General features: G+C 66.9%; 23 protein-coding genes. 12 read left to right on the forward strand and 11 right to left on the reverse strand.

All coding sequences use genetic code 11. The annotated features are described in order from the left end of the window. Positions 1–15 precede the first annotated feature (15 nt). Both FA89_RS08600 and FA89_RS08605 read left to right on the forward strand, forming a co-directional pair. A complete protein-coding gene (locus tag FA89_RS08600; RefSeq protein ID WP_036140064.1) occupies positions 16–2451 on the forward strand; it encodes a GH92 family glycosyl hydrolase in 2436 nt (811 codons plus the stop codon). Positions 2452–2542: 91 nt separating this feature from the next. After that, a complete protein-coding gene (locus FA89_RS08605) occupies positions 2543–2977 on the forward strand; it encodes a hypothetical protein (protein WP_185754282.1) in 435 nt (144 codons plus the stop codon). Here the strand turns inward: FA89_RS08605 and FA89_RS08610 are convergent. Then, positions 2952–3161 (reverse strand): hypothetical protein, encoded by a 210-nt coding sequence (locus FA89_RS08610; protein WP_036140068.1) that lies wholly within the window; start codon positions 3159–3161, stop codon positions 2952–2954. The genes FA89_RS08605 and FA89_RS08610 overlap by 26 nt on opposite strands. Before the next feature lie 160 nt (positions 3162–3321). Here FA89_RS08610 and FA89_RS20465 point away from each other — a divergent pair, with 160 nt between their 5' ends. Both FA89_RS20465 and FA89_RS08620 read left to right on the forward strand, forming a co-directional pair. Continuing rightward, a complete protein-coding gene (locus FA89_RS20465; protein ID WP_221174288.1) occupies positions 3322–3612 on the forward strand; it encodes a hypothetical protein in 291 nt (96 codons plus the stop codon). Positions 3613–3695: 83 nt separating this feature from the next. Next, a complete protein-coding gene (locus FA89_RS08620) occupies positions 3696–4970 on the forward strand; it encodes a carboxylate--amine ligase (protein ID WP_185754283.1) in 1275 nt (424 codons plus the stop codon). Here FA89_RS08620 and FA89_RS08625 read toward each other — a convergent pair. Further along, positions 4902–6344, reverse strand: a complete 1443-nt coding sequence (locus FA89_RS08625; RefSeq protein ID WP_036140072.1) for an MFS transporter — start codon at positions 6342–6344, stop codon at positions 4902–4904. The two genes, FA89_RS08620 and FA89_RS08625, sit on opposite strands and share 69 nt — an antisense overlap. Before the next feature lies 1 nt (position 6345). Continuing rightward, positions 6346–6735, reverse strand: coding sequence for a fluoride efflux transporter CrcB (crcB, locus tag FA89_RS08630; protein WP_036140074.1), 390 nt, complete (start codon positions 6733–6735; stop codon positions 6346–6348). Positions 6736–6849: 114 nt separating this feature from the next. Here crcB and FA89_RS08635 point away from each other — a divergent pair, with 114 nt between their 5' ends. Then, positions 6850–8118: a multidrug effflux MFS transporter gene (locus FA89_RS08635; protein WP_036140076.1), complete on the forward strand. Its 1269-nt coding sequence runs from the start codon at positions 6850–6852 to the stop codon at positions 8116–8118. Between the two features lie 28 nt (positions 8119–8146). Here FA89_RS08635 and FA89_RS08640 read toward each other — a convergent pair whose 3' ends face one another. Genes FA89_RS08640 through FA89_RS08660 form a run of 5 tightly spaced genes read right to left on the reverse strand, consistent with a single transcriptional unit; the run spans position 8147 to position 11102 of the window. Then, on the reverse strand, positions 8147–8626 hold the full coding sequence (locus FA89_RS08640; RefSeq protein WP_036140077.1) for a hypothetical protein: 480 nt from the start codon (positions 8624–8626) through the stop codon (positions 8147–8149). Beyond that, a complete protein-coding gene (gene minE, locus FA89_RS08645; RefSeq protein ID WP_036140078.1) occupies positions 8623–8886 on the reverse strand; it encodes a cell division topological specificity factor MinE in 264 nt (87 codons plus the stop codon). Before minE ends, FA89_RS08640 begins: the two co-directional genes overlap by 4 nt. A gap of 2 nt (positions 8887–8888) precedes the next feature. After that, complete coding sequence (gene minD, locus FA89_RS08650; protein ID WP_036140080.1) at positions 8889–9701, reverse strand: septum site-determining protein MinD; 813 nt, start codon at positions 9699–9701, stop codon at positions 8889–8891. Positions 9702–9735: 34 nt separating this feature from the next. Continuing rightward, positions 9736–10512: a septum site-determining protein MinC gene (gene minC / locus FA89_RS08655; protein ID WP_036140082.1), complete on the reverse strand. Its 777-nt coding sequence runs from the start codon at positions 10510–10512 to the stop codon at positions 9736–9738. Next, positions 10509–11102 carry a GNAT family N-acetyltransferase gene (locus tag FA89_RS08660; RefSeq protein WP_036140084.1) on the reverse strand — a complete coding sequence of 198 codons (594 nt, stop codon included), beginning with the start codon at positions 11100–11102 and terminating at the stop codon, positions 10509–10511. The genes minC and FA89_RS08660 overlap by 4 nt, the downstream gene beginning before the upstream one ends. A 222-nt stretch (positions 11103–11324) precedes the next feature. Here FA89_RS08660 and FA89_RS08665 point away from each other — a divergent pair, with 222 nt between their 5' ends. The 7 genes from FA89_RS08665 to FA89_RS08695 all read left to right on the forward strand — a co-directional run bounded on the left by FA89_RS08665 (position 11325) and on the right by FA89_RS08695 (position 20172). Then, on the forward strand, positions 11325–12584 hold the full coding sequence (locus tag FA89_RS08665; protein WP_051938641.1) for a sensor histidine kinase: 1260 nt from the start codon (positions 11325–11327) through the stop codon (positions 12582–12584). Then, positions 12581–13222 carry a response regulator gene (locus FA89_RS08670; protein WP_036140086.1) on the forward strand — a complete coding sequence of 214 codons (642 nt, stop codon included), beginning with the start codon at positions 12581–12583 and terminating at the stop codon, positions 13220–13222. The genes FA89_RS08665 and FA89_RS08670 overlap by 4 nt, the downstream gene beginning before the upstream one ends. 228 nt (positions 13223–13450) lie before the next feature. Continuing rightward, positions 13451–14830, forward strand: coding sequence for a polyketide cyclase (locus FA89_RS08675; protein ID WP_036140088.1), 1380 nt, complete (start codon positions 13451–13453; stop codon positions 14828–14830). Positions 14831–15796: 966 nt separating this feature from the next. Then, a complete protein-coding gene (locus FA89_RS08680; protein WP_036140092.1) occupies positions 15797–16732 on the forward strand; it encodes an ABC transporter ATP-binding protein in 936 nt (311 codons plus the stop codon). Continuing rightward, positions 16729–17463 carry an ABC transporter permease subunit gene (locus FA89_RS08685; protein ID WP_036140095.1) on the forward strand — a complete coding sequence of 245 codons (735 nt, stop codon included), beginning with the start codon at positions 16729–16731 and terminating at the stop codon, positions 17461–17463. The genes FA89_RS08680 and FA89_RS08685 overlap by 4 nt, the downstream gene beginning before the upstream one ends. A gap of 1 nt (position 17464) precedes the next feature. Further along, positions 17465–19318: a GldG family protein gene (locus tag FA89_RS08690; RefSeq protein WP_036140097.1), complete on the forward strand. Its 1854-nt coding sequence runs from the start codon at positions 17465–17467 to the stop codon at positions 19316–19318. 2 nt (positions 19319–19320) lie between these two features. Next, on the forward strand, positions 19321–20172 hold the full coding sequence (locus tag FA89_RS08695) for a cytochrome c oxidase assembly protein (protein WP_036140098.1): 852 nt from the start codon (positions 19321–19323) through the stop codon (positions 20170–20172). On the opposite strand, the gene ppk2 is transcribed toward FA89_RS08695, so the two are convergent. The 3 genes from ppk2 to hemA all read right to left on the reverse strand — a co-directional run bounded on the left by ppk2 (position 20166) and on the right by hemA (position 23403). Next, the gene (gene ppk2, locus FA89_RS08700) at positions 20166–20939 is read right to left on the reverse strand and encodes a polyphosphate kinase 2 (RefSeq protein WP_036140100.1); all 774 of its coding nucleotides are present in this window, start codon (positions 20937–20939) and stop codon (positions 20166–20168) included. The two genes, FA89_RS08695 and ppk2, sit on opposite strands and share 7 nt — an antisense overlap. Positions 20940–21017: 78 nt before the next feature. After that, complete coding sequence (gene prfA / locus FA89_RS08705; protein WP_036140101.1) at positions 21018–22097, reverse strand: peptide chain release factor 1; 1080 nt, start codon at positions 22095–22097, stop codon at positions 21018–21020. Positions 22098–22131: 34 nt separating this feature from the next. Continuing rightward, complete coding sequence (hemA, locus tag FA89_RS08710; protein WP_036140103.1) at positions 22132–23403, reverse strand: glutamyl-tRNA reductase; 1272 nt, start codon at positions 23401–23403, stop codon at positions 22132–22134. Between the last annotated feature and the right edge of the window lie 143 nt (positions 23404–23546).

Here is a 23546-nt window from a genome sequence, read left to right on the forward strand (position 1 = left end):
CCGCTGGAGCGATTCATGGTTACCCGTCGACGTTTTCTGCAAGGGGTGGCCGCCGCCACCGCCATCGGTCAGCTAGGTTCCCTCACCGCGATGGCCGGTGGCGTGCAGCAAGGCCTGAAAGCCCCGTCATCCGGTGGCGCCGCCGCCAGTGACAGCATCCTGCGCTACGTCGATGTCTTCGTCGGCACGGGCGGTCACGGTCACACCTATCCCGGTGCGACGCGGCCCTTCGGCATGGTCCAGCTCAGCCCCGACACGAACAACGCCCAGTGGGACGGATCATCCGGCTACCACCAGGGTGACGGCTCGATCATGGGCTTCTCGCACACGCACCTGTCCGGCACGGGCGCGGCCGATATGCTCGACTTCCTGGTCATGCCCTCGATGGGTCCCGTGCTGCTGCAGCCGGGCGACCGCGACTTCGACGGCGTGAACTACGTCTCCCGTTTCGACGCCGCAAAGCGGGGCAACGGCAAGCCCGAGAAAGGCTACCGCAGCGGCGTGAAGGGTTACCGCTCGCACTACACCGGCGAGCAGGCGCATCCGGGCTACTACCGCGCGAAGCTCACCCGTTTCGACATCCTGGCCGAGCTGACCGCCACGCTGCGCGCGGGCATGCATCGCTATACCTTCGGCAAGGACGGCGACGCCCACGTGCTGCTGGACATGGCCCACGGCTATACGGATGCGATGGACCAGCCGGCCAGGGTCAGCGACGTGCAGCTGAGCGTGGTCGGCAACGACACGCTGGTCGGTGGTCGTCGGGTCTGGCAATGGGCCTCCGGTCGCGTGATCTACTTCGCCATGAAGCTGTCGCGTCCCGCCACGCATGTCACCTTGTACGACAACGACAAGGCCCTGCCCGCGGGCACCGCCACCGCCAAGGGCGACAACCTCAAGGCCGCGCTGCACTTCGACAAGGCGTCGTCGGCACCGCTGCTGGTGAAGGTGGGTATCTCGGGCGTGGACATCGATGGCGCCATGCGCAACCTCGACAGCGAGATGCCGGGTTGGGATTTCGACGGCATCCGCGCCGCGGCCGAAGCCGAGTGGATCCAGGAACTGTCGAAGATCACCATCGAATCCGGTTCCGACAAGATCAAGCGCACCTTCTACAGCTCGCTCTACCACACCATGCTGGCGCCCACGGTGTTCAGCGATGCGGACGGCCGCTACCGCGGCATGGACAAGGCGGTGCACACGCTGCCGGACGGTCGCCATAACTACAGCACCTACTCGCTGTGGGATACCTACCGCGCCGAGCATCCGCTGTTCACGCTGTACCAGTCCGAACGCGTGCCCGACCTGGTCGACGGCCTGGTCCGGCTTGCCGTGGAAAGCCCCAGTGGCGCGCCGGTGTGGCCGTTGCAGGGCATCGAGACGGTCTGCATGATCGGCTACCACTCCGCGGTGGTGGTGGCCGAAGCCCAGGCCAAGGGCTTCAAGGGTATCGACTACGAGAAAGCCTGGCCGGTGTTCCGCCGTCGCGCCATGCAGGACGATTACTTTGGTCTGCCGTATTACCGCAAGCTCGGCTTCGTGCCCAGCGACAAGGAAGCCGAGGCCGCCAGCAAGACGCTGGAATACGCGTATGACGACTGGGCCGTGGCGCACATGGCCGAGGCCCTGGGTCACACCGACGACGCGGCGCTGCTGCGCAAGCGCTCGCAGAACTACGCCCACGTGTTCGACAAGGACATGCAGTTCGTGCGCCCGCGTGCCGAGGACGGCACCTGGGTGCAGCCGTTCGATCCGATCGCCATCGGCCATTCCAAGCGGTGGCGCGATTTCACCGAATCGAACGCCTGGCAGGCCACGTTCCTCAACCAGCACGATGTGTACAACTACATGACGCTGTTCGGTGGCAGCCAGGCATTCGAGACGAAGCTGGATGCCCTGTTCAACGCCGATCCCACGCTGCCGGCAGACGCGCCGCCCGACATTGCCGGCATGGTGGGCCAGTATGCGTTCGGCAACGAGCCGGGCCACCACATGCCCTACCTGTACGCGTACACCGGCGCGCATTACAAGACGCAGGCGCGCGTGCGCATGCTGCTGGAAACGATGTACCTGCCAGAGCCAGATGGCCTGCCCGGCAACGAGGACTGCGGCCAGATGAGCGCGTGGTACGTCATGAGCGCGATGGGCCTGTATGCGGTCGACCCGGTCAGCACCCACTACGTGTTCGGCAGCCCGCTGCTGGACCGTGCGGAAGTGCAGGTGGGCGGCGGCCGCACGCTGGTGATCGAGGCGAAGGACAACGGACCGGGTCGTCCCTATATCCAGTCGGTCACCTGGAACGGCCAGCCCTGGACGAAGAGCTGGATCGCGCACAAGGACCTGGAAGCCGGTGGCACGCTGGCGTTCGTGATGGGCGACCAGCCCAACACGGCGTTCGGCAAGGCCCAGGCCGACCGTCCGCCGTCGTTCGGAAGCGCGCCCGCCGCCTGAGGGCGGCACCGCTCCCGTTTCACGGCGGCTAGACCCTGTTAGCGACACTCTCCACCCGCCGGCGGACGCCGGTGGGCAGGGGTGACGCAACATGTCTTACGTCGGGCGCATGTACTTCAGGTTGTTCGTGCCGAGCCTGCTGGCCCTCGGCGCGGGCGCGCTGGCGGCCGGTGTGACCAAGGCGGCACAGCAGATGCCCGGCCCCTTCGGCCTGGCCTCCCTGTATTCCAACCTCCCGGGCTGGCTGCTCGGTCTCGGCACCGTCGTGGCTGCGGCCCTGGCCGCCTTTCAGCTGGTGCGCCTTCGTCTATGGGAGCGCGGCGTGCTGGGCGCGTGTTATGTATGCGGCTGCCTGCTGGGTTCGCCGCGCGCGGCACGGCGCGGGTTGGGTACGACGCGGAAGTGCATGGGCTGCGGCAAGGTGCATGGCACCAATCACCGACTGATGTCGACCGTGGTACCGCTGGCGGCGGCCGTGAAGGACGGCGCCGGCGCGCCGGTCAGGAGCGTACGTTCGTCACCGTGATGCGGTGACCGATGCACTCCAGCAGTTCGCGCAATGCCTCGGCACTCTCGATCGTGGTGTCCGCCTCGAGCGACAGCCACAACGTGTCGCCCGAAAGACCATGGATCTTTTCGTTGAACTGGATCTCGATGGCGACCTTGCCACCGGGCTGGACCACCGATACCTCGAAATTGCGTGACTGCACGTGTTGGCTTCCCCTGGTGGACTGGCTGACTGTCGGTATGCCGGCATTTTACCGGGCTGGCCGGGGAAATGCTGTCCGTATCGGGTGATGCGTGAACCACGGCACGTTCACCCGGCCGCTACGGGCCGACCGGTTACAAGGACAGCACGAGGAGAAGCCTATGCTGCAACTGAATCCGCCGCTGCCCATGAACACGCCCAAAGGCGAGGGTTTTGCCCATTTCCTGATCGATTACGGCCCCGAATCCGACCTTTACTGGACGGTGTTCATCACGGACACGGGGGAGATATGGACCTTTGCCAACCGCGAGGTGCGGGCGTCCAAAAACATCACCATCGGCCGTACCGCGCCTTCCGCGCCGACGCCCCGCCAGGCCCCGCCCGCGCGCCGCCCGGCCGAGGCACGCGAGTCCGGCGTGCTGCCTTTCGCCGTGGCCGACGCCCCGGCCTGACCTGCCTCGTCCGCTCGGTATAGGTCGTCTGGCGATCTGTGCCTGACAGGAGCGGGGTGGCACATTGGTCCCCAAGGAGCGCCATGCCGGCGTCATCCTCCCCGGGAGGCCAGATGCAGACGGAGCCGCGGTTACCGGTGATCGTGATGGGACGTGGACCGACCGCGCTGGGCATCCTCCGCAGTCTGGACCTTGCGGGTATTTCCGCCTACGTGGCCTGCCCGCCCGACGATCTGGTCACCCGATCGCGTCATTTCCAGGCCGTACCGGGATGCCTGGACTGGGACGGCTCGCCGGGCCCGCAAGCGTTCGAAGCCCTGGCTGACTGCGCCCTGGCGCGCGCCGTGATCATCGCCGGCGCGGACGATGCGGCCCTGTGGCTGGCCGAGTTGCCGCACACGGCCCTGGGCTGGCGCTTTCCCGTCAGCACCGCCAGCCGCGAGGTGCAACGCCTGTTGCAGGACAAGTCGGCGTTCGCCGGTTACCTAAAGGCGATCCACGTACCGCACCCGCGCACCTTCCGGCTGACCCACGCCGGCGACATCGACGTCATTCCGTTCGATACGCTCGGACGAGTCTTCCTCAAGCCGGTGAACTCGCAGAAGTTCAGCGATGTCACCGGCGTCAAAGGCTTATGGGTCGAGGGCGCCGACGCGCTGCGCGAGGCGTGGGCGCGTTTCCACGCGCAGGGCTTCCGGGTCATCGCGCAGGAATACGTACCCGGACCGCCCAGCGAACACTTCTTCATCGACGGCTTCCGCGATGGGCAGGGTGGCTATGCGGGCCTGTTCGCGCGACAGCGCCGGCGGATGTCGCCGCCGGACTTCGGCAACAGTTCCTGCTCACGCGCCGTACCGCTGTCGGCCGTGCCGGAGGCGGTGGACAGCATTCGCCGCGTGCTGGACGGGCTGGATTACCGGGGTATCTTCAGCGCCGAGTTCAAGCGCGATCCGCGCGACGGCGCATGCCGCATGATCGAGGTGAATACGCGCGCCTGGACCTATGTGGAGTTCGCCGCGCGTTGCGGCGTCAACGTCTGCGCCATGGCCTGGGCAGATGCCCAGTGCCTGCCCGTGACACGCGCCGCATCCGACTACAGCACCGGCGGCAGCTGCATCGACCTGTACCACGACATCGCCAGCGTGCGTTGCTCGCCCGCGGCGCGGCATCCCGGCTGGATACGCCTGGTGATCGAATGGCTGCGCGCCGACCTGCACGTGTTCCGCCGGGACGATCCCGCGCCCGCCTGGCATTTCATCCAGGGCCTGCTGCGTAAACGCTTCGGTGGGTCAGTCCGCCCGACCCAGCGGCGCGGCGACGTCTTCGAGGGAGCGTCGCTCGGCGGAGATACCAAGTAGGCCCGCTGCCAGTGCGCCGACCAGCATCAGCGACGCGCCGAGCACGTAGCCCCAGCCGATCGCGGCGCGCTCGCCGCTGCCGATGAGGTGACCGAACAGCCACGGGCCGGCCACGCCGCCCAGCGCCGTGCCGAACGCATAGAAGAGGGCGATGGCCAGCGCGCGCAGCTCCAGCGGAAAGCTTTCGCTCACGGTGAGGTACGCGGAACTGGCGGCCGCCGACGCGAAGAAGAACACCACACTCCACGCCATCGTCTGCGTGCGCGCATCCAGGTAGCCGTGGACGAAGAGCCACGCCGTGACGAACAGCAGCAGGCCCGACAAGGTGTACGTCGCGACGATCATCGGTCGCCGTCCCAGTGTGTCGAACAGCCGCCCGAGCAACAGCGGGCCGAGAAAATTGCCCGCCGCGAACGGCAACAGGTAAAGGCCCACATCGGCGTCGCTGACGCCGTAGAAGCGCCCCAGCACCAGCGCATAGGTAAAGAAGATGGCGTTATAGAAAAACGCCTGCGTGGCCATCAGCACCAGCCCGAGCACCGTCCGCTTCGGATAGACGCGGAAAAGGGTGGTAGCCACGTCGCCCATCGACAGCCCGCGTGGACGGAGGCGCAGACGGGGCAGCGGCTTGTCCGGCGGCGGCGCGTCCAGCCGGCGCTCGATGTCGGCCACCACGGCCTCGGCCTCGGCGACCCGGCCATGTAGCATCAGCCAGCGCGGGCTTTCCGGAATCCACCGCCGCAGGAAGAGGATGCCCAGGCCCAGCAAGGCGCCCAGCCCGAAGGTAAGTCGCCAGCCAAGCTCCGCGGAAACCCAGCCCGTGTCGAGCAGCCCCACGGCGGCCAGCGCGCCCATGGCCGCGCCGATCCAGAAACTGCCGTTGATGACCAGATCGGTATGGCCACGGTAGCGCGCGGGGATCAGCTCCTGGATCGCCGAATTGATCGCCGCGTACTCACCACCGATGCCCGCGCCGGTGAGCGCGCGGAAGATCACGAACGTGAGGAAGTTGGGCGAGAAGGCGGTGGCCGCGGTCGCCACGAGGTAGAGCCCCAGGGTGATCGTGAACAGCTTCTTCCGTCCCAGACGGTCGGTCAGCCAGCCGAAGAACAGCGCGCCGACGACGGCGCCGACGAGGTAAAGGCTGCCTGCCAGCCCGACCTGGCCATCGGTCAGGTGCATCACCGGGCTGGACTTGAGCGCACCGGCGATCGAGCCGGTGATGGTGACCTCCATCCCGTCGAGCACCCAGGTGATGCCCAGAGCGACCGCCACCAGTGTGTGGAAGCGACCCCAGCGCAGGCGGTCCAGTCGCGCGGGGACGTCGGTATCGACCAGGCCGTCGTCGACGGCCCCGTGCGTTGCGCTTGTCATGTCAGGCGTGCCTCAGCAGGGCGCGGGCGATCATCAGCCCGGTAATGGTCAGGCCGATGGAACCGACCACGTTCACGGCCACGTTCGCGGCAAACCACCCGTACTGCTGGCGCAACAACAGCCCCGCGGACTCGGCGGAGAAGGTCGAAAAGGTGGTCAGGCCGCCGAGGAAACCGGTGGCGACCAGCAGGCGCGCTTCGGCCGGCAAGGTCTGGAAATGGTCGAACACCCCCAGCGTGACGCCCATCAGCAGGGCGCCGGCCAGGTTGACGCACAGCGTGCCCAGCGGTACGTCGGGAAACAGCGGATTGAGCGCCAGCGCCAGCCACCAGCGCAACAGGCTGCCCACGGCGCCGCCTATACCCACGGCCAGGAAACCGGTGTAAGCCACATCACCCCCCGCTACGTTAGGACACCCCGATTATGGGTGCCTTTGCCGCGGAAGGGGGAGGGCCGCAGTACCTTGCCGGTATACTCGCAAGTCCCTGCACGTATTGGCTGCCGAATGAATCCCGCGCCGCGCGATCCGAGGCGTTACCTGCCGTTCCTGCTCGCGGCCCTCTCGATGATCGGGCCGTTCTCGATCGACGCCATCTTCCCCGGCTTCCCCGATATCGGCCGCGATTTCCATGTCGGCGACGTGGCGTTGCAGCAGCTGCTCAGCGTCTACCTGTTGGCCTACGCGGTAATGAGCCTCTTCCACGGCGCGTTGTCGGATGCGTACGGGCGCAAGCCGGTCATCGTGATCTCGATGGCGATCTACACCGTGGCCTCGGTCGGTGCCGCCATGGCTCCGAGCTTCGCGTTCCTGCTGGGTTGCCGCGTGTTGCAGGGCCTGTGCGGTGGCGCGGGCATCGTGGTCGGGCGTGCCGTCGTACGCGACAGCATGCACGGCGAGGAAGCCCAGCGAATGATGTCGAAGGTGATGATGATCTTCGGTGTGGCCCCCGCCATCGCACCCATCGTCGGCGCATGGCTGCTGGGTATCGACGGCTGGCGCGGCATCTTCTGGGCCCTGACCGGCTTCACCACGCTGCTGACGCTGGGCGTGGCGTATTTTCTCGTCGAATCGCACCCCGTCGAGCACCGCACCGTGTTCCGGCCGCGACCGCTGCTGCGCGGCTACGCCGCCATCCTCGGCGACCTGCCGTTCTGGCCGCTGGCTATTGCCGCATCGGTCAACTTCTCAGGCCTGTTCCTGTACATCGCCTCCGCGCCCCACCTCATCCGCGATCTGCTCGGCCTGGGCGCGAGCGGTTTCCCCTGGCTGTTCGTGCCGGTGGTCAGCGGCATGGTCGTCGGCGCATTCATTTCCGGCCGCGTGGCCGGCCGTGTGAGCGCGGCGCGCACCGTGTCGTGGGGCTACGTGTCGATGCTCTCGTCCTGCGCGATCAACCTGGTCCTCGCGCTGACGCTGGATCACCCGCGCGTGCCATGGTCGACGCTGCCGCTGGCGCTCTACGGTTGCGGCGTGCAGCTGGCCTTCCCGACGCTGACGCTGTTGCTGCTGGACCGCTTCCCTGATCAGCGCGGCGGCGTGTCCTCGGTGCAGGCGTTCGGCAGCCTGATCCTCACGGCGCTGGTCGCCGGCGTGCTCTCACCGGCGCTGTCGGTCAGCATGCTGACGCTGGCCATGGGGGCGACGTCGATCTGCCTGATCGGGTTGGCGGCGTGGCTTTGGTACGCGTCGCTGGAGCGGAGGCGGCTGGCGCTTGCGAAAGCGTGCGCGGCGTCGTCAGTGGTGTCGCAGATCGAGCGGAATGAGCCGGGGTGAGGGGGCCCTTTGCGGCTGGCAGGCGATATCAGCCCGTCGGCAACCCACGCTCCACAAGAAACGCCCGCGCTTCCATCGCATCCTGCTCGAACCACGCACGCGTCGATCCCAGGCGATAGGTATAGCCCCACCGATCCATGTCTTCCATGATCCTCGCGCTGCCCACCGAGGGCAGCTGCCCGCCAAGCACGATCTGCAGGTAGCAGGTCGCGTCCTCTTCCTCGATGGAATCGGTGGCGTCGGTATGCACGAGCGCACGCTTCTCCGCCGGCAGCACGATCAGGTGGCAGGCTTCGTGGAGAAGGGAGTGGACCGGAGTGTCGGTGCGGGCGTAGACCGTCGTGCCGATGATGCCGGCTTCGGTGTCGCCCCAATAACTGCCGGGAATGGCTTCGCCGTCGGCGACCTCGATGAGGGTAAGGCCGAAACCGATCAGGAGTTGCCGTGGTCCGTCAAAACCGATGTCGCCGACGCGGAGGACCGCGTCGGCGGGATCGGACGAACTCATATCGCGGACTTGCCGTCCGGCAGGGCCACGGAGAGTTCGAGCACTTCATGGCCGCTGTCGCGCTCGAGCGTGACGTTGACCGCCTCGACATCGACGTTGACGTACTTGCGGATGACTTCGAGCAGCTCGTTGCGCAGCAGCGGCAGGTAGTCGGGACCGCCGCGCGTCGAGCGCTCCTGTGCGACGATGATGCGCAGGCGTTCCTTCGCGACGCCGGCACTCGCCTCGGGTTTACGCTTCAGGAAATCGAGGATACCCATGCTCAACCTCCGAACACGCGCTTGAGGAAGCCCTTCTTGACCGGCTCGAGGAAGCGAAGCGGACGCTCTTCGCCGAGGATACGCGCCACGGTGTCCTTGTAGGCGGCACCGGCGTTCGAGTTGTCGTCGAGGATCACCGGTACGCCGGCATTGGAAGCGGCCAGCACGTTCTCCGATTCCGGGATGACGCCCACGACGTTGATGCCGAGGATGTCCTCGACGTCCTTCACGCTGAGCATCTCGCCGGCTTCGACGCGATTGGGGTTGTAGCGGGTGAGCAACAGGTGCTGCTTGATCGGGGCTTCGCCCTTTTCCGCACGGCGCGTCTTGCTCGACAGCAGGCCGAGGATGCGATCGGAGTCGCGCACCGAGGAGACCTCGGGGTTGACCACGACCACGGCATGGTCGGCGAAGTACATCGCCAGGTGGGCACCTTTCTCGATGCCTGCCGGAGAGTCGCAGACGACGAAGTCGAAGTTTTCCTTCGCCAGTTCGTCGAGCACCTTTTCCACGCCTTCCTGGGTCAGCGCATCCTTGTCGCGGGTCTGCGAGGCGGCCAGCACGAAGAGGTTCTCGTGGCGCTTGTCCTTGATCAGCGACTGCTTGAGCGTGGCCTCGCCGTGCACGACGTTGACGAAGTCGTACACCACGCGGCGTTCGCAGCCCATGATGAGGTCGAGGTTGCGCAGGCCGACGTCGAAGTCGATGACCGCGACTTTCTTGCCCTGCATGGCGAGGCCGGTGGCGAGGGAAGCACTGGTGGTGGTCTTGCCGACTCCGCCCTTGCCGGAGGTGACGACGATAATTTCTGTCAAGAGATGTCTCCGAATGTTACTGCGACGGACGGCATCAGAGCCGCGCGACCATGAGTTTTCCACTGTCGAGCCAGCATTGCACGGGCTGGCCCTCGAATTCTTTGGGCATGTCTTCGAACACGCGGTAGTGCCCGGCGATGGCGACCAGTTCGGCGCGGAAATCGGAGCAGAAGATGCGTGCCGATTCGTCGCCCTGGGCACCGGCCATGGCCCGTCCGCGCAGGCTGCCGTAGACATGGATGGAGCCGTCCGCGATCACTTCCGCGCCGTTGGCCACGGCGGCGGTGACCACGAGGTCGCGATCGCGCGCGTAGACCTGCTGGCCGGAGCGGACCGCGCTGCCCGTGTGGTGCTGCGCGGTGATCGCGCCAGTGGCATCGGCGTCGTTGTCGTCGAGCGGCGCGCGGGCGGCTTCCACGCGGCCGGGCGCGGGCGGCGCGACCTGCACCGCGGCATCGCCGGAGGCCGGTTCGTACTGCGCACGGAACTTGGCGATCAGCGGCAGGTTCATGCGTTCGGCGAGGGCCTCGGTCTCGGCGGTGCCGTAGGCGATGCCCACCGGCAGCATACCCGCACTGCGGATGGCCTCGAGCAGGGCATCGACCATGCCGTCGTCGGGCAGCTTGGGTAGGTGCGAGAGGTCGAGCACCACCGCGGCGCGGTTGAACATCTGCGGCGCGGCGCGCACGCGGCGTTCCAGTTCCTCGACCAGGGCCGCGGCATCGACGCGGCGCAGGCGCACGCAGGCGATGCCGACCTGGCCGAAGCGCAGGTCGCAGGCGCTGTCGAGGGTTTCGGCGCGGGCGTTCATGCGTTCACCTGCGCGACGGCCGGCGGCTCGCGCTCGCTCAGCCAAGGCACGGCGGGCAGGCCGTCCTGTTCGAGATAGCGCTCGCGCACGAAGGGAAAACTGGGCAGCTCGCGGGCCAGCAGGCTGACCTTCGGGCCGTCGTGGCCCATCTTTTGCTGGCCCACTTCCTGGAAGCCCATCGTGCCGTGGAACAGCACGGTCTGGTCATTGCGGGGTTCCAGGAAAACTTCACAGGTCAGGAGCGGCACACGTACCTCGGCGTAACTCTGCACATCGCAGTAGAAGATGCGGCCCAGGCCATGGCCGCGCAGCTCGGAAGCGATCACGATGCGATCGATATACACGAAGCTTTCGTAATGGGCCTGGAACCAGCGGAAGTTGGGACTGGCGTAGTCGGCGTCCTGGCGCATGGCGATGAGGAAGCCGACGATGCGGCTGTCCTGTTCGGCCACGCGGAAATAGTGCGCGACGTCGTAGAGGTGCCGCAGGCGGGACATGTCCGTGGCGAGGATGCCGGTGCCTGCCTCGTTATTGAGCGCCAGCACGGCATCCAGGTCGTGCTCGCGCACGTCGCGGATGGCAAGGGCCATTCGTTGCTCCGCTTGAGTGTTCTTGGAAAGCGACCCCCGGGTCGCGGATGACCCGCATTATGGCATGGGGAGCGTCGGTAGGCGCTGTATGCATGCCAGTCGCGACGGCCCGGCGCCCGCTGTTAACCGCTAGTTAAAAAGCTCGCCCGGTGTCCGGCCGGTCTGGTCCCCGTGCCATCCGTCAGGTTACGGCCTTGTCCCGTGCCGCCCTATGATGCGGTCATGTCCAAGCTCCAGTTCAACCACGTGCGGCTGCTGCGCTACGCCACCTACCTGGCATACCTGTGCGCCGGGCTGCCGTTGTCGATCCAGCGCGCCGGCAACCAGCCGGGCCAGATCGGCGACATGGCCCTGCTGGCCTGGATCGCCTGCTACCTGGTGTTCGGTGTGGTCTATGGCCTGCTGACCCGCCAGCTGGGCTCCCGGGTGGACGGTTTCACCCGCGTGGCGGTGCTGTTGATCCTCACGGGCACCGCGCTGGCGGTAGGCGGGCTCAGCAAGAGCGGTGTCAGCGCCCTGCTGCTGGTCATCGTGGCCGCGGTGGTGCCGTGGATCATCAGCCTGCCGCTGGCCATGGCCTGGATGGTGCTGGCGCACGTGGCGCTGATCCCGCTGTTCTATGCGGCCGTCGGCTGGCCCCTGGTGGCCTCGGTGATGCAGGCGGTGCTGTATTTCGGGTTCTCGGCGCTGATGTTCATCGCTTCCCTGATCGCCAGCCAGCAGGCCGACGAGCGCGAGGAACTGCGCCAGCTCAACGCGGAACTGCGTGCCACCCGTGCCCTGCTGGCCGAATCCACCCGCATCGCCGAGCGCATGCGCATCGCGCGCGACCTGCACGACCTGGTCGGCCACCACCTGACCGCGCTCAGCCTGAACCTGGAGGTGGCCAGCCACCTCACCAACGACACGGCCCGCGAGCACGTGCTGAAGGCGCAGAAGACTGCGAAGCAGCTGCTGGCCGACGTACGCGAGGTGGTCAGCGAACTGCGCCAGGACGATGCCATCGACCTTACCCAGGCGCTGCGCAGCCTGACCGAGGGCGTGCCCGGGCTGACGGTGCACCTGAGCGTGCCGCCGCGCTTCGGCGTCGAGGACCCCCGACGGGCCCAGATGCTGCTGCGCTGCGCGCAGGAAATTCTCACCAATACGGTGCGCCATGCCCATGCGCGCAACCTCTGGCTGGTGTTCCGCCATACCGGACCCGACGAGTTGTGCCTGGACGCGCGCGACGACGGGCGCGGCAATCATCCGTTCCATCCGGGCAACGGCCTGAACGGCATGCGCGAGCGGCTCGCCGAGTTCGGTGGCACGCTCCGTTTCGGTGCCGATCCTGCGGGCGGGTTCGCCCTCACGGCGCGCCTGCCCCTGGGCGAGGAGCCCGCGCTGGCCCATGCGCCGACGCGTCACACGCTGGAGGTCCCGGATGACGCCGAGGCCGTCCCGCGTGCCACACTTTCCGTTCCTTCCGAGGGCCATCCATGATTTCCGTCTGCCTCGTCGACGATCAGAACCTGGTACGCCAGGGCATCCGCTCCTTGCTGGACCTGGCCGGGGACATCCGTGTCGTCGCCGAATGCGCCGATGGCGCCCAGGCGGTGCAGATGATTCCCCAGGTTCGCCCCGACGTGGTGCTGCTCGACCTGCGGATGCCCAACATGAGCGGGCTGGACGTGCTGCAGACCCTCGGCGCGCGCAACGAGCTGCCGCCAACCATCATCCTGACCACCTTCGATGACGACCAGTTGGTGCTCTCGGGCCTCAAGGCCGGCGCGCGGGGTTACCTGCTGAAGGACGTCTCGCTCGACCAGCTGGTGGAGGCCGTGCGGACGGTGTCGGCCGGCGGCTCGCTGGTGGCACCGATGGTCACCCAGCGCCTGCTGGCGGGGGTGGGCCGGATACAGAACCAGTTCTCCAGCCTGGAACAGCCCGACCCGCTCACCGAGCGCGAAACAGAGATCCTGCGCCTCCTTTCGGGGGGCTACAGCAACAAGGAGATCGCCAATTCGCTGCGGGTGGCGGAGGGCACGGTGAAGAATCACGTGTCCAACATCCTGTCCAAACTGGGCGTCCGCGACCGCACCCGTGCAGTGCTGAAGGCCCTGGAAATGGGCATCGTCTGACCCTGTCCGGGCGCAAGTGCGGTGGCTGGCCGGTTTCCGGCCGAAAATCCGCTTGTGCAGGCTTGCGAAAAAGGGCAGGGGACCCAATGGCGTTCCCCGCCGGGAGGAGCTACCATCGGCTCTTTCGGCACTGGCTAACCCCAAGCCACGGGCCGATTCTTCAGGGGTGACCATGCGGCAACCGTCCGTGTGCGGAGCCTGTTCGTAAGACGTTCGGAGAACCGTGGAATGACGCGTCTGTTAGAATTTATCGTTGCCCTCGTCATCGTCGCCATTTTGGGCGTCGTTGCCGGTGTGGCTATGCCCTCGACGGGACACGTCGAGCGCGAAATGCTGATCAGCAAGGACTTGCGCCAGGTTTACGACGTCTTCAGCAACTTCCGTCGATTCCCGGACTACACAGCCCTTCGCTCCCTCGATCCCAAGGTCCAGTTCGAACTTTCCGGCAAGGCCTATGGCCCGGGCGCAAAGATCTCCTGGAAGGCCGGCGATCCCAAGATGGGTGACGGCTCGCTCGAAGTCGCCTCCATCGATCCGGATTTCTCCAAGATCTCCGATGCCGGCAAGGGCACCATTGTCTGGAACGTCGACAACGGCTGGCGCGGTAACGACAAGAAGTTCACCATCAACCTCGAGCGCACTGGCCGCAGCCAGAAGCTCGTGAAGGTGAAGTGGGCCTACGACGTCGATTACGGCTTCAACCTGGTCAACCGCTTCTCCAATCTCTACATCCACGGCGATCCGGACGCGCTAATCCAGTTCAGCCTGTCCAACCTGCAGAACCTGATGGCGGCGATCCCGAACATCGACTACAGCAAGATGATCCCGGCCATCGCCGAGCAGCCTGCCAAGCCGATCCTGTTCGTCTCCACCACCGCTCCGCGCACCCTCGACGACGTCGATGCGGCGTCGGACAAGGCGATGGGCGAGCTGCAGGCCGCGGCGAAGAAGCTGGGCGTGAACATCGTCGGCCCGCGCATCACCTTCACCACGAACTGGGGCGACCAGAACTACAACTTCGACGTGGCCGCCGAGATCGACGCCACCACGCTGAAGATCAACGGTCAGGACGTGCAGCTCACCGCCGCGCAGCGTCCGGCACTCGACACCACGGCTCCGGCCGAGGCATCGACCGCCGCCGCTCCCGCCGCGGGCGACACCGCCGCCGCACCGGGCAGCAAGGACAAGCTGGGTCGCGTGATCGTGGACGGCAATGTCAAGGCCGTGCTCGCCTTCGGTGGCAAGGCCCTCAAGGCCGAGTGGAACGGTACCGGCGCAGGCCTGCCGCAGACCCGCCAGATGCTGGAAGCCTACTCGCAGACCCACGGCTACAAGTTCGACGACGTGTCGTTCCGCGCCTATGACATCCAGGTCAAGGCTCCGGTCAACAACAAGGGCACGGTCGAGGGTTACGACGAGCAGAAGTTCGAGGTCTACCTGCCGCTGCAGGGCGACAACCTGCCGGACCAGACCCCCGAGCAGGAAGCCGGCCTGAAGCAGCCGGGCCTGGACGAATCGGCTCCCGCCGGTTCGTCCTCGGCTCCCGCCCCGGCCAGCACCGCCGCGGCCCCGGCCGAAGCCGGCACCGCGCCGACGATGGCCAAGTAAGCCTCTGGCTTGCAGGTCACACGAAAAACCCCGCTGGAGACAGCGGGGTTTTTTTATGGGCCTTGGGCTGTGGAGCAAGAGCCGGCGGGTGCCACCCTCGGGGCCACGCCTGCGGCGACCCGTCAAGGAAAGCCGCTCCGCGGCCATGTATTGATTGCCCTTCGGGCCGGGTCGGGCTTCGAACGGGGATTTTCGATTCGCCATCCATGGCTCAGCGAAAATGGCCGGCCGTCCTGGCCGGCCCCCTTCGGGCCTTTTCCGTTCGAAGCCCTCGCCTGCGGCTACCGGCCCCGAGGGTGGCACCCGCCGGCTCTTTCCAACGGTGAGGTTGCGTGTGGGAAGAGCTAAGAGCCGGGTTTCGCTTCGTGGGTGGGAACGCTCGCTTGCCTGCTTTGCATGGCATCGGTCGCCTTAGGTATGTCGAGGGTTCGCGCACGTGCGTGCGCTCCTACCCCCCAGACGGCGGATCAGGCATTGGATATGCCAGAACCTGCCCTACCCCTTGGGTAGGAGCGCACGATGTGCGCGAAAAGCCAACAAAGCGGCGACGCCACACCCTACACGTCTGCGACCGCTCGCGTCACAACCCACCTCAGTCTTGGAAAGAGCCGGCGGGTAGCCCCCTCGGGGCCGGTAGCCGCAGGCGAGGGCTTCGAACGGACAAGGCCCAAAGGGGGCCGGCCCGGACGGCCGGCCATTTTCGCTGAGCCATGGATGGCGAATCGAAAATCCCCGTTCGAAGCCCGACCCGGCCCGAAGGGCAATATATAGACGGCCGCGGAGCGGCCTTTCCTCAGCGGGTCGCCGTAGGCGTGGCCACGAGGGGGGGCTACCCGCTGGCTCTTGCTCCAGGCGTCAACGCTCGAAAGCCAAACGCGATGCCGAAGGCGAGCACCCCCCATCGCGCGATGCTACAACACGTAGCAGGGGTGGTTGCGACCGCCCCGCCGTGCGTTAATTGTGGGAATGATCGAGACCGACCGACTGACCCGTTGTTATGGACCGCTGATCGCGGTGGATGCGCTGTCGTTGCGGGCGGAGCCGGGGCAGGTGCTGGGCTTGCTGGGCCCCAACGGCGCGGGAAAGTCCACCGCCATGCGCATGATCGCCGGCTTCCTTGCGCCCACCTCCGGCACCGCGCGCGTCTGCGGCTACGACGTGCGGCGGGAGCCGCTATCGGCCAAGCGGGCGCTGGGTTACCTGCCGGAAGGCGCGCCCAGCTACGGCGAGATGACCGTCCGTGAGTTCCTCACCTTCATGGTGCGCGTCCGCGGGCTGGACCGGGAACTGGCCTACCGCCGGTTCGACGAGGTGGTGGCGCGCCTGGAACTGGAAGACGTGCTCGAACAGACCATCGGCACGCTGTCCAAGGGGCTGCGTCGCCGCGTGGGCCTGGCGCAGGCGATCCTGCACGATCCGCCCGTGCTGATGCTCGACGAACCCACCGACGGCCTGGACCCTAACCAGAAACATTCCGTGCGCATGCTGATCGACGCCATGGCGCGCGAGCGCACCATCCTCATCTCCACCCACCTGCTGGAAGAAGTGCACGCCCTGTGCAACCGCGTGGCGATCATCGCCAACGGCAAGCTACTGGCCGATGCCACGCCCGCCGAGCTGGAGGCGCGCTCGCGGTACCACGGGGCGGTGTCGTTCAGCGCGCAGGGCAGTGCGGTGTCGCGCGAGATGCTGGCGCGCATTCCCGGCGTGGCGACGGTGGAGGTCGATCCGCTGGACGGCCGTGTCACTGTGTTTCCCCGGGAGGGCCGGCCGATCCTCGAGGAGGTGCAGGCCCTGCTGCGCACCCAGAACCTGCAGGTGTCCGAGATCCAGCTGGAGCAGGGTCGCCTGGACGAAGTGTTCCGGCAGATCACCACGCAGCCGCGCGGAGGCCACGCATGAACGGTGTGATGGCGATCGCCCGCCGTGAACTGTGGAGCTATTTCGTGACGCCCGTGGCCTATGTGTTCATGGTCATCTTCCTGGTGCTGGCGGGTACGCTTACCTTCTACACCGGCGATTTCTACGACCGTGGTCTGGCCGACCTGCAACCGTTCTTCGACATGCACCCATGGCTTTACCTGGTGCTGGTGCCCGCGGTGACGATGGCCATGTGGGCGGAAGAACGGGCCTCGGGCACGCTGGAACTGCTGTTCTCGCTGCCGGTGTCCATCTCGCAGGCCGTGCTGGGCAAGTTCCTGGCGGCCTGGGGCTTCATCGGGATCTGCCTGGTGCTCACGTTCCCCATCTGGATCACCGTGAACTACCTGGGCGATCCGGACAACGGCGTGATCCTGGCCGGCTACGTGGGCAGCTGGCTGATGGCCGGCGCGTTCATCGCCATCGGTACCTGCATGTCCACCATCACGCGCAGCCAGATCATCGCCTTCATCCTCACCGCGTCGGTCTGCTTCCTGCTGTTGCTGGTGGGCCAGCCGCAGGTGCTGGATTTCTTCCAGGATGCGGTGCCGCCCAAGCTGGTCGGCGCGATGGGCCAGCTGAGCATGGCGCGGCACGCCAATGCCATCGCGCGTGGCGTGCTAGACCTGCGCGACCTGGTGTATTTCTTCGCCACCATCGTGGCCTGGCTGGGCGCCAGCGTGGTGATGCTCGACCTGAAGAGGACGCGCTGAGATGGCCCGCCGCTTCCGTATCACCCGTTCGCTGCGCCTTCGCGCCGCCCTGGTCGCCATCGCGGCGCTGTTCCTCATCGCCATCGCGATCAGTGCGTTGTCGCTGCGCACCGCGCGCGTCGACCTCACGTCCGATCGCATCTACACGCTGACGCCGGGCACGTTGCAGATCGTCGATGCGCTGACCAAACCGTTGACCGTCACCCTGTATTTTTCCGACCACGCCACGCGCGACCTGCCGCAGCTTCGCAGCTACGAGCAGCGGGTGCAGGAGATGCTGCGCGAGATCGCCGTGCGTGCGCACGGTCGCGTGCGCTTCCGGGTGATCGACCCGGTGCCGTATTCCGACGACGAGGATGCCGCCGAAGGCTATGGCCTCACGCCGGCCAGCGGCGGCAGCAACGGCGAGCGGGTGTTCTTCGGCCTGGTGGGCATGGACGGCTCCGGCGAGGTGGCACCCCAGGCCATTCCGTTCTTCGACCCCGCTCGCGAGGCGTTCGTCGAATACGACATCGCCAAGCTGCTCTACGAGCTGGGCATGCCGCGCAAGCCGCGGCTGGCCGTGGTCAGCTCCTTGCCGGTGGAAGGCAACCCGGTGATCGGTGAAGCCGCCTGGACGGTGTTCCGGCAGCTCGACCAGATCGCCGAAGTGACCACGCTGGACCCGGACGGCCTGACCCACATCGATCCGTCGATCGAGGTGCTGCTGCTGGTGCATCCCAAGCGATTGTCGGACGACGCGCAATACGCGATCGACCAATACGTATTGCGTGGCGGCCACCTGGTGGTGTTTGTCGATCCGGACTCGGAAATGGACAGTGCGCCGCTGATCGACTCGCACGGCATCGTGGACGATCACGACTCCGACCTGCATCGCCTGTTCGCCGCGTGGGGAGTGGTGTACGACCCGAGCCAGGTGGTCCTGGACCGCTCGCAGGCGCTGACCATCGACCTCAACGGCAACAGCATCGGGCACCCGGCGATGCTCGGCCTGGGTGCGCAGGACCTCAACCACGACGATGTGGTGACAGCCAGCCTGCAGCGGGTGAATTTCTCGACCGCCGGCCACTTCGAACTGGCCCAGGAGACGAAGGCGCGGCTGGTGCCGCTGGTGCAGTCTTCCGACGAAGCCACGGTGGTGCCCGCCCAGCGGGTGCGCGACTCGGCCAACGATCCGTCCAGCCTGATGGAGAACTACGAGCCGACCCACGATCGTTACGTGCTGGCGGCTCGGCTGCGCGACACGTTCCACTCCGCGTTCCCCGAGCGCGCGGGCAAGGGCCACCTCGCCCAGGCGGGAGGCCCGGGCGAGATCGTGCTGGTGGCCGACACCGACCTGCTCTCCGATCGCCTATGGATCGATGTGCAGCCCCTGCTGGGCCAGCAGCAGCTCACGCCGTTCGCCAACAACGGCGATTTCGTCTCCAACATCGTCGACAACCTCAGCGGATCCACGGCGCTGTTGTCGATCCGCGGCAGGGTCAATGCGCAGCGTCCGTTCACGCGTGTGCGCGCCCTGCAGGCCGCCGCCGATCGCAAGTTCCTGACCAAGAAACGCGAACTGGAAAACGAGCTCTACGAAACCCAGCGCCGCCTGGCCGAACTGCAACCGGCCAAGGGCGCCACGGGCGGCACGGCCACGGCCGAGCAGCGCCGCGAGGTGGAGCAGTACCTACAGCGCAAGCTGGCCATCGGCAAGGAACTGCGTGACGTGCAGCACCAGCTCAACGCCGAGATCGACGCGCTGGGGCTGCGCCTGAAGTTCATCAACATCGTGCTGGTACCCGGCCTGGTCGCGCTGATCGGGCTGATCTACGGCTGGCGGCGCACGCGCCGTGCCCGCCGCGCGACCTGACGGTGGCCGGCACGATCCTGAAGTGGGTGGTGCCCTGGGAGTTTTCCTGGGTGTTCCTGATCGTCTTCGTCGGCACGGCGCTTGCCTATGCGCGCGGTTGCCGGTGCCTGCGGGTGCCGCTGGCGCGCCGGGCCGCGTTCTGGGCCGGCATGGCGATGATCTATCTGTCGCTGCACACCTATTTCGATTATTTCGCGGAGCACGAGTTCTTCATGCACCGCATCCAGCAGGTGCTGCTGCACCACCTGGCGCCGTTGCTGGTCATCGCGTCCTATCCGGGGACGATCCTTCGTGCCGGTTTGCCGCTGGCGTGGCGTGTTCGCCTGCGTCGCGCGCAAGGCGGCGTGGTCTGGCGCGCGCTGGGCGCAGTACTGCTGCAGCCCGCGGTCGTGACCCTTGGCTTCGTCGCGTTGATCCTGGTCTGGCTGGTGCCCGACCTGCAGACGCTGGCCATGCTGGACTGGCGGATCTACCGCGCCATGAACTGGTCGATGGTGGTGTCGGGGCTGGCGTACTGGTGGCTGGTGCTGGACCACCGCCCGAAGCCGCCCGGGCGGATGTCGCCGGGCTGGCGGGTGCTGTCGCCGGGCATCACCATGACGCCGCAGATCGTCGCCGGCGCCATCGTCACCTTCTCGAAAACCGACCTCTATCCCATCTTCGAGATATGCGGGCGCGCGTTCACGCTCAACGTGCTGACCGGGCAGCTGATCGGTGGTGTCATCATGTGGGTGCCCGCGGCCATGATCGAATCCGCGGGCGGCCTGCTGGCCTTGCGCCAGTGGCTGCGGCTGTCACGCAACGGGCGCCTGCCACGCAGGGCGCCCGTGCGCCGTGCCAGGGTGGCTCAGTAGACTTTCGGCACCCTCTCCGCCTTGTCGGTGACCTTGTCCTTCTTCGGCTTGCCCTTCAGCGGCGGCAGGTGCACCTCCTCGCTGGGTACCTGCTTGTCGGGCACCTGGTCGAGCAGGTGGCGGATCAGATCCAGCCGCCCGGTCTTCTGGTCGTTGTAATCGGCCACGAACCACGGCGCATCGGCGGTGTGCGTGCGCTTGATCATGGTGTCGCGCAGGTCGCCCATCCGGGCGTACTTGTCGCGGCCTTCGAGATCCACCGGCGAGAGCTTCCAGCGCTTCAGCGGATCCTGCGCGCGCTCGGCGAAGCGTTCCTCCTGTTCTTCCTGGTCGACCGCCAGCCAGTACTTGAGCAGGATGATGCCGTCGTCGGTCAGCAGTTTCTCGAACGTCGGGCAGGCCTTCATGAAGGCGTCGTACTGGTCTTCTGTGCAAAAACCCATGGCGGGTTCGACCACGGCGCGGTTGTACCAGCTGCGGTCGAACAGCACGAGTTCGCCGGCCGCGGGCAGGTGTTCCACGTAGCGCTGGAAGTACCACTGGGTCTGCTCGTCCTGCGACGGCTTGCCGAGCGCCACGACGCGGGCGGCGCGGGTATCGAGCTTGTCGGTGATGGCCTTGATGGTGCCGCCCTTGCCGGCGGCATCGCGCCCTTCGAACAGCACGACCATGCGCTTGCCGCTACGGCGCAGCCAGCGGGTGAGGCCGACCAGTTCGACCTGCAGCGCTTCGAGGTCGTGTTCGTAGGCTTTCTTCTTCTTGCCCATCGTTAGCTTCCATCGGGGGTCGGGAAGCCGATTGTGCGGCACGCCATGTCGCCGCGGCGTGCCCGCAGGGCAGGGCGGTTACGCCGCCGTCAGGCTTTGCAGCTCGTCCGCCTGGGCTTCGCGGGTCAGCGTGTCGATCAGTTCGTCCATGTCGCCCTGCATCACCTCGGTGAGGCGGTAGAGCGTCAGGTTGACGCGATGGTCAGTGATCCGCCCCTGCGGGAAGTTGTAGGTGCGGATGCGCTGGCTGCGGTCGCCGGAGCCGACCTGCAGGCGTCGCGATTCGGCCTGGGCAGCGCTTTGCTTGCTGCGCTCGGCGTCCAGCAGACGTGCCTTGAGCAGGCTCATGGCGCGGGCGCGGTTCTTGTGCTGGCTGCGTTCGTCCTGGCATTCCACCACGGTACCGGTGGGGAGGTGGGTGATGCGGATAGCCGAGTCGGTCTTGTTGACGTGCTGGCCGCCGGCGCCGGATGCGCGGAAGGTGTCGACCTTGAGGTCGCCGTCGCGGATGTCGATCTCGGCGATGTCGTCCTGTTCGGGAAGGATGGCCACGGTAGCTGCGGAGGTATGGATGCGGCCCTGCGATTCGGTTTCCGGCACGCGCTGCACGCGGTGGGTGCCGGATTCGAACTTCAGTTTCGAATAGGCTCCACGGCCCTCGATGCGCGCCACCACTTCCTTGTAGCCGCCATGCTCGCCCTCGTTCGCGTTGAGTATCTCGACATGCCAGCGCTGCCGCTCCGCGTAGCGGGCGTACATGCGGAAGAGGTCGCCGGCGAAGATCGCCGCCTCGTCGCCGCCGGTGCCGGCCCGCACTTCGAGGAACAGGTTGCCTTCGTCGCGCGGGTCCTTCGGCAGCAGCAGGATCTGCAACTCGCCGTCCAGGTCCTCCAGGCGCGCCTGGATGCGTGCCACGTCGTCCACCGCCATGTCGCGCATTTCGGGATCGTCGAGCATGGCCCGTGTCTCGGCCAGCTCTCGCTCCGCCTCGTCGTGCTCGCGCAGGGAGGCGGCCACGGGCTCCAGCTGGGCGTATTCACGCGAAAGATCGCGGAAGCGCTGGTTGTCGGCGAGCGCGTCCGGCTGGGCGAGCAGGCGGCCGACCTCCTCGTGGCGTTCGGCGAGGGCTTCGAGCTTGCGACGGATGGAAGGGGTCATCGACGGTACGACGTGGGGCGAGGGCAATCACGCATCATGCGGAAACGTCGTCGTCCGGGTCCAGTCCGTAGAGACGGCCGGCGGCGTGCAGCAGGTCCATGTCGCCGGACAGGGCGGCGTCACGCAGCCGCGCGCTGGGCGCATGTAGCAGCTTGTTGGTCAGCGTGTTGGCCAGGAAGGCCAGGGCTTCGTCCGCGGAGCGGCCCCTGGCCAGCATGGCCTGGGCCTTCGCCAGCACTTCGTCGCGCTGGGCCTCGGCGGCCATGCGCATGTCCACCGCCGGGTTGCGCAGGGTGAGGGCACGGCGCCAGGACATGTAGCGCTCCACCTGGAGGTCGATGATGGCGTCGGCCTCGCGTGCCGCCATTTCCCGGGAGCGGCGGTTTTCGTCGATGACCTGCTTGAGGTCGTCGATGCCGTAAAGGTACACGTCGTCCAGCTGGGCCACTTCCGCCTCGATATCGCGTGGCACGGCGATATCCACCATGAACATCGGCCGGCGTCGGCGGGCGACGATCGCGTCGGCCACCATCGAGCGGGTGACCACCGGCTGCCGCGAGGCCGTGGAGCTGATGACGATGTCCGCCTCGGCGAGATGGCGGGGCAGGTCGGCGAGGGAAATGGCGTAACCGCCATAGCGGCTGGCCAGTTCCTGGGCGTTTTCCGGGGTGCGGTTGGCCACGATCAGTCGGCGCACCTTCTTGTCGGTGAGGTGGCGGGCGGCCAGTTCGATCGTCTCTCCGGCGCCGATCAGCAGCACGCAGGCCTGGCGCAGGTCGGTGAACACCTGTTCGGCCAGGCGCACCGCCGTGTAGGCGACCGATACCGTGTGCGCGCCGATGCGGGTATCGGTGCGGACGCGCTTGGCCACGGCGAAGGTGTGCTGCAGCAGCCGCTCCATGGGCGCGCGCAGCGACTGCGCGGAGCGGGCCTGCTGGTAGGCGTCCTTCACCTGGCCGAGGATCTGCGGCTCGCCCAGCACCATGGAGTCCAGCCCTGTGGCCACGCGGAACATGTGGCGGACGGCTTCGTGCTCGTCGTGGCGGTAGAGGAACTCGTCCAGCCGCTGCGGGGTCATACGGTGTTGCCGGGACAGCCACAGGCCCGGCGCGCCCTCGAAGCCCTCTGCCACGCTGCAATAAAGCTCGGTGCGGTTGCAGGTGGAGAGGATCATCGCCTCCTCCACCCCCGGTTGCCGGACGAGTTCGTCCAGCGCCTCCGGGGCCGCCGCGGCGTCGAATGCCACCTGCTCGCGCAGGCTGACCGGCGCGGTGAGGTGATTGAGCCCGAGGGCGATGAGTGGCATGACGGGCTGCGGTCGGCTTCGGTGGCGTCGGCTAAGCTAAGGGCGCATTGTGCGCTCACAAGGGCCGGGCTTCATGCATCGGCGTGTAGGACGAATTCGGAGAGTAGTGTGCTGAGCGGTCGGTCCAAGTTCAAGCGAGTGCG

The sequence above is a fragment of the Luteibacter sp. 9135 genome, assembly GCF_000745005.1.
Lineage (GTDB): Bacteria > Pseudomonadota > Gammaproteobacteria > Xanthomonadales > Rhodanobacteraceae > Luteibacter.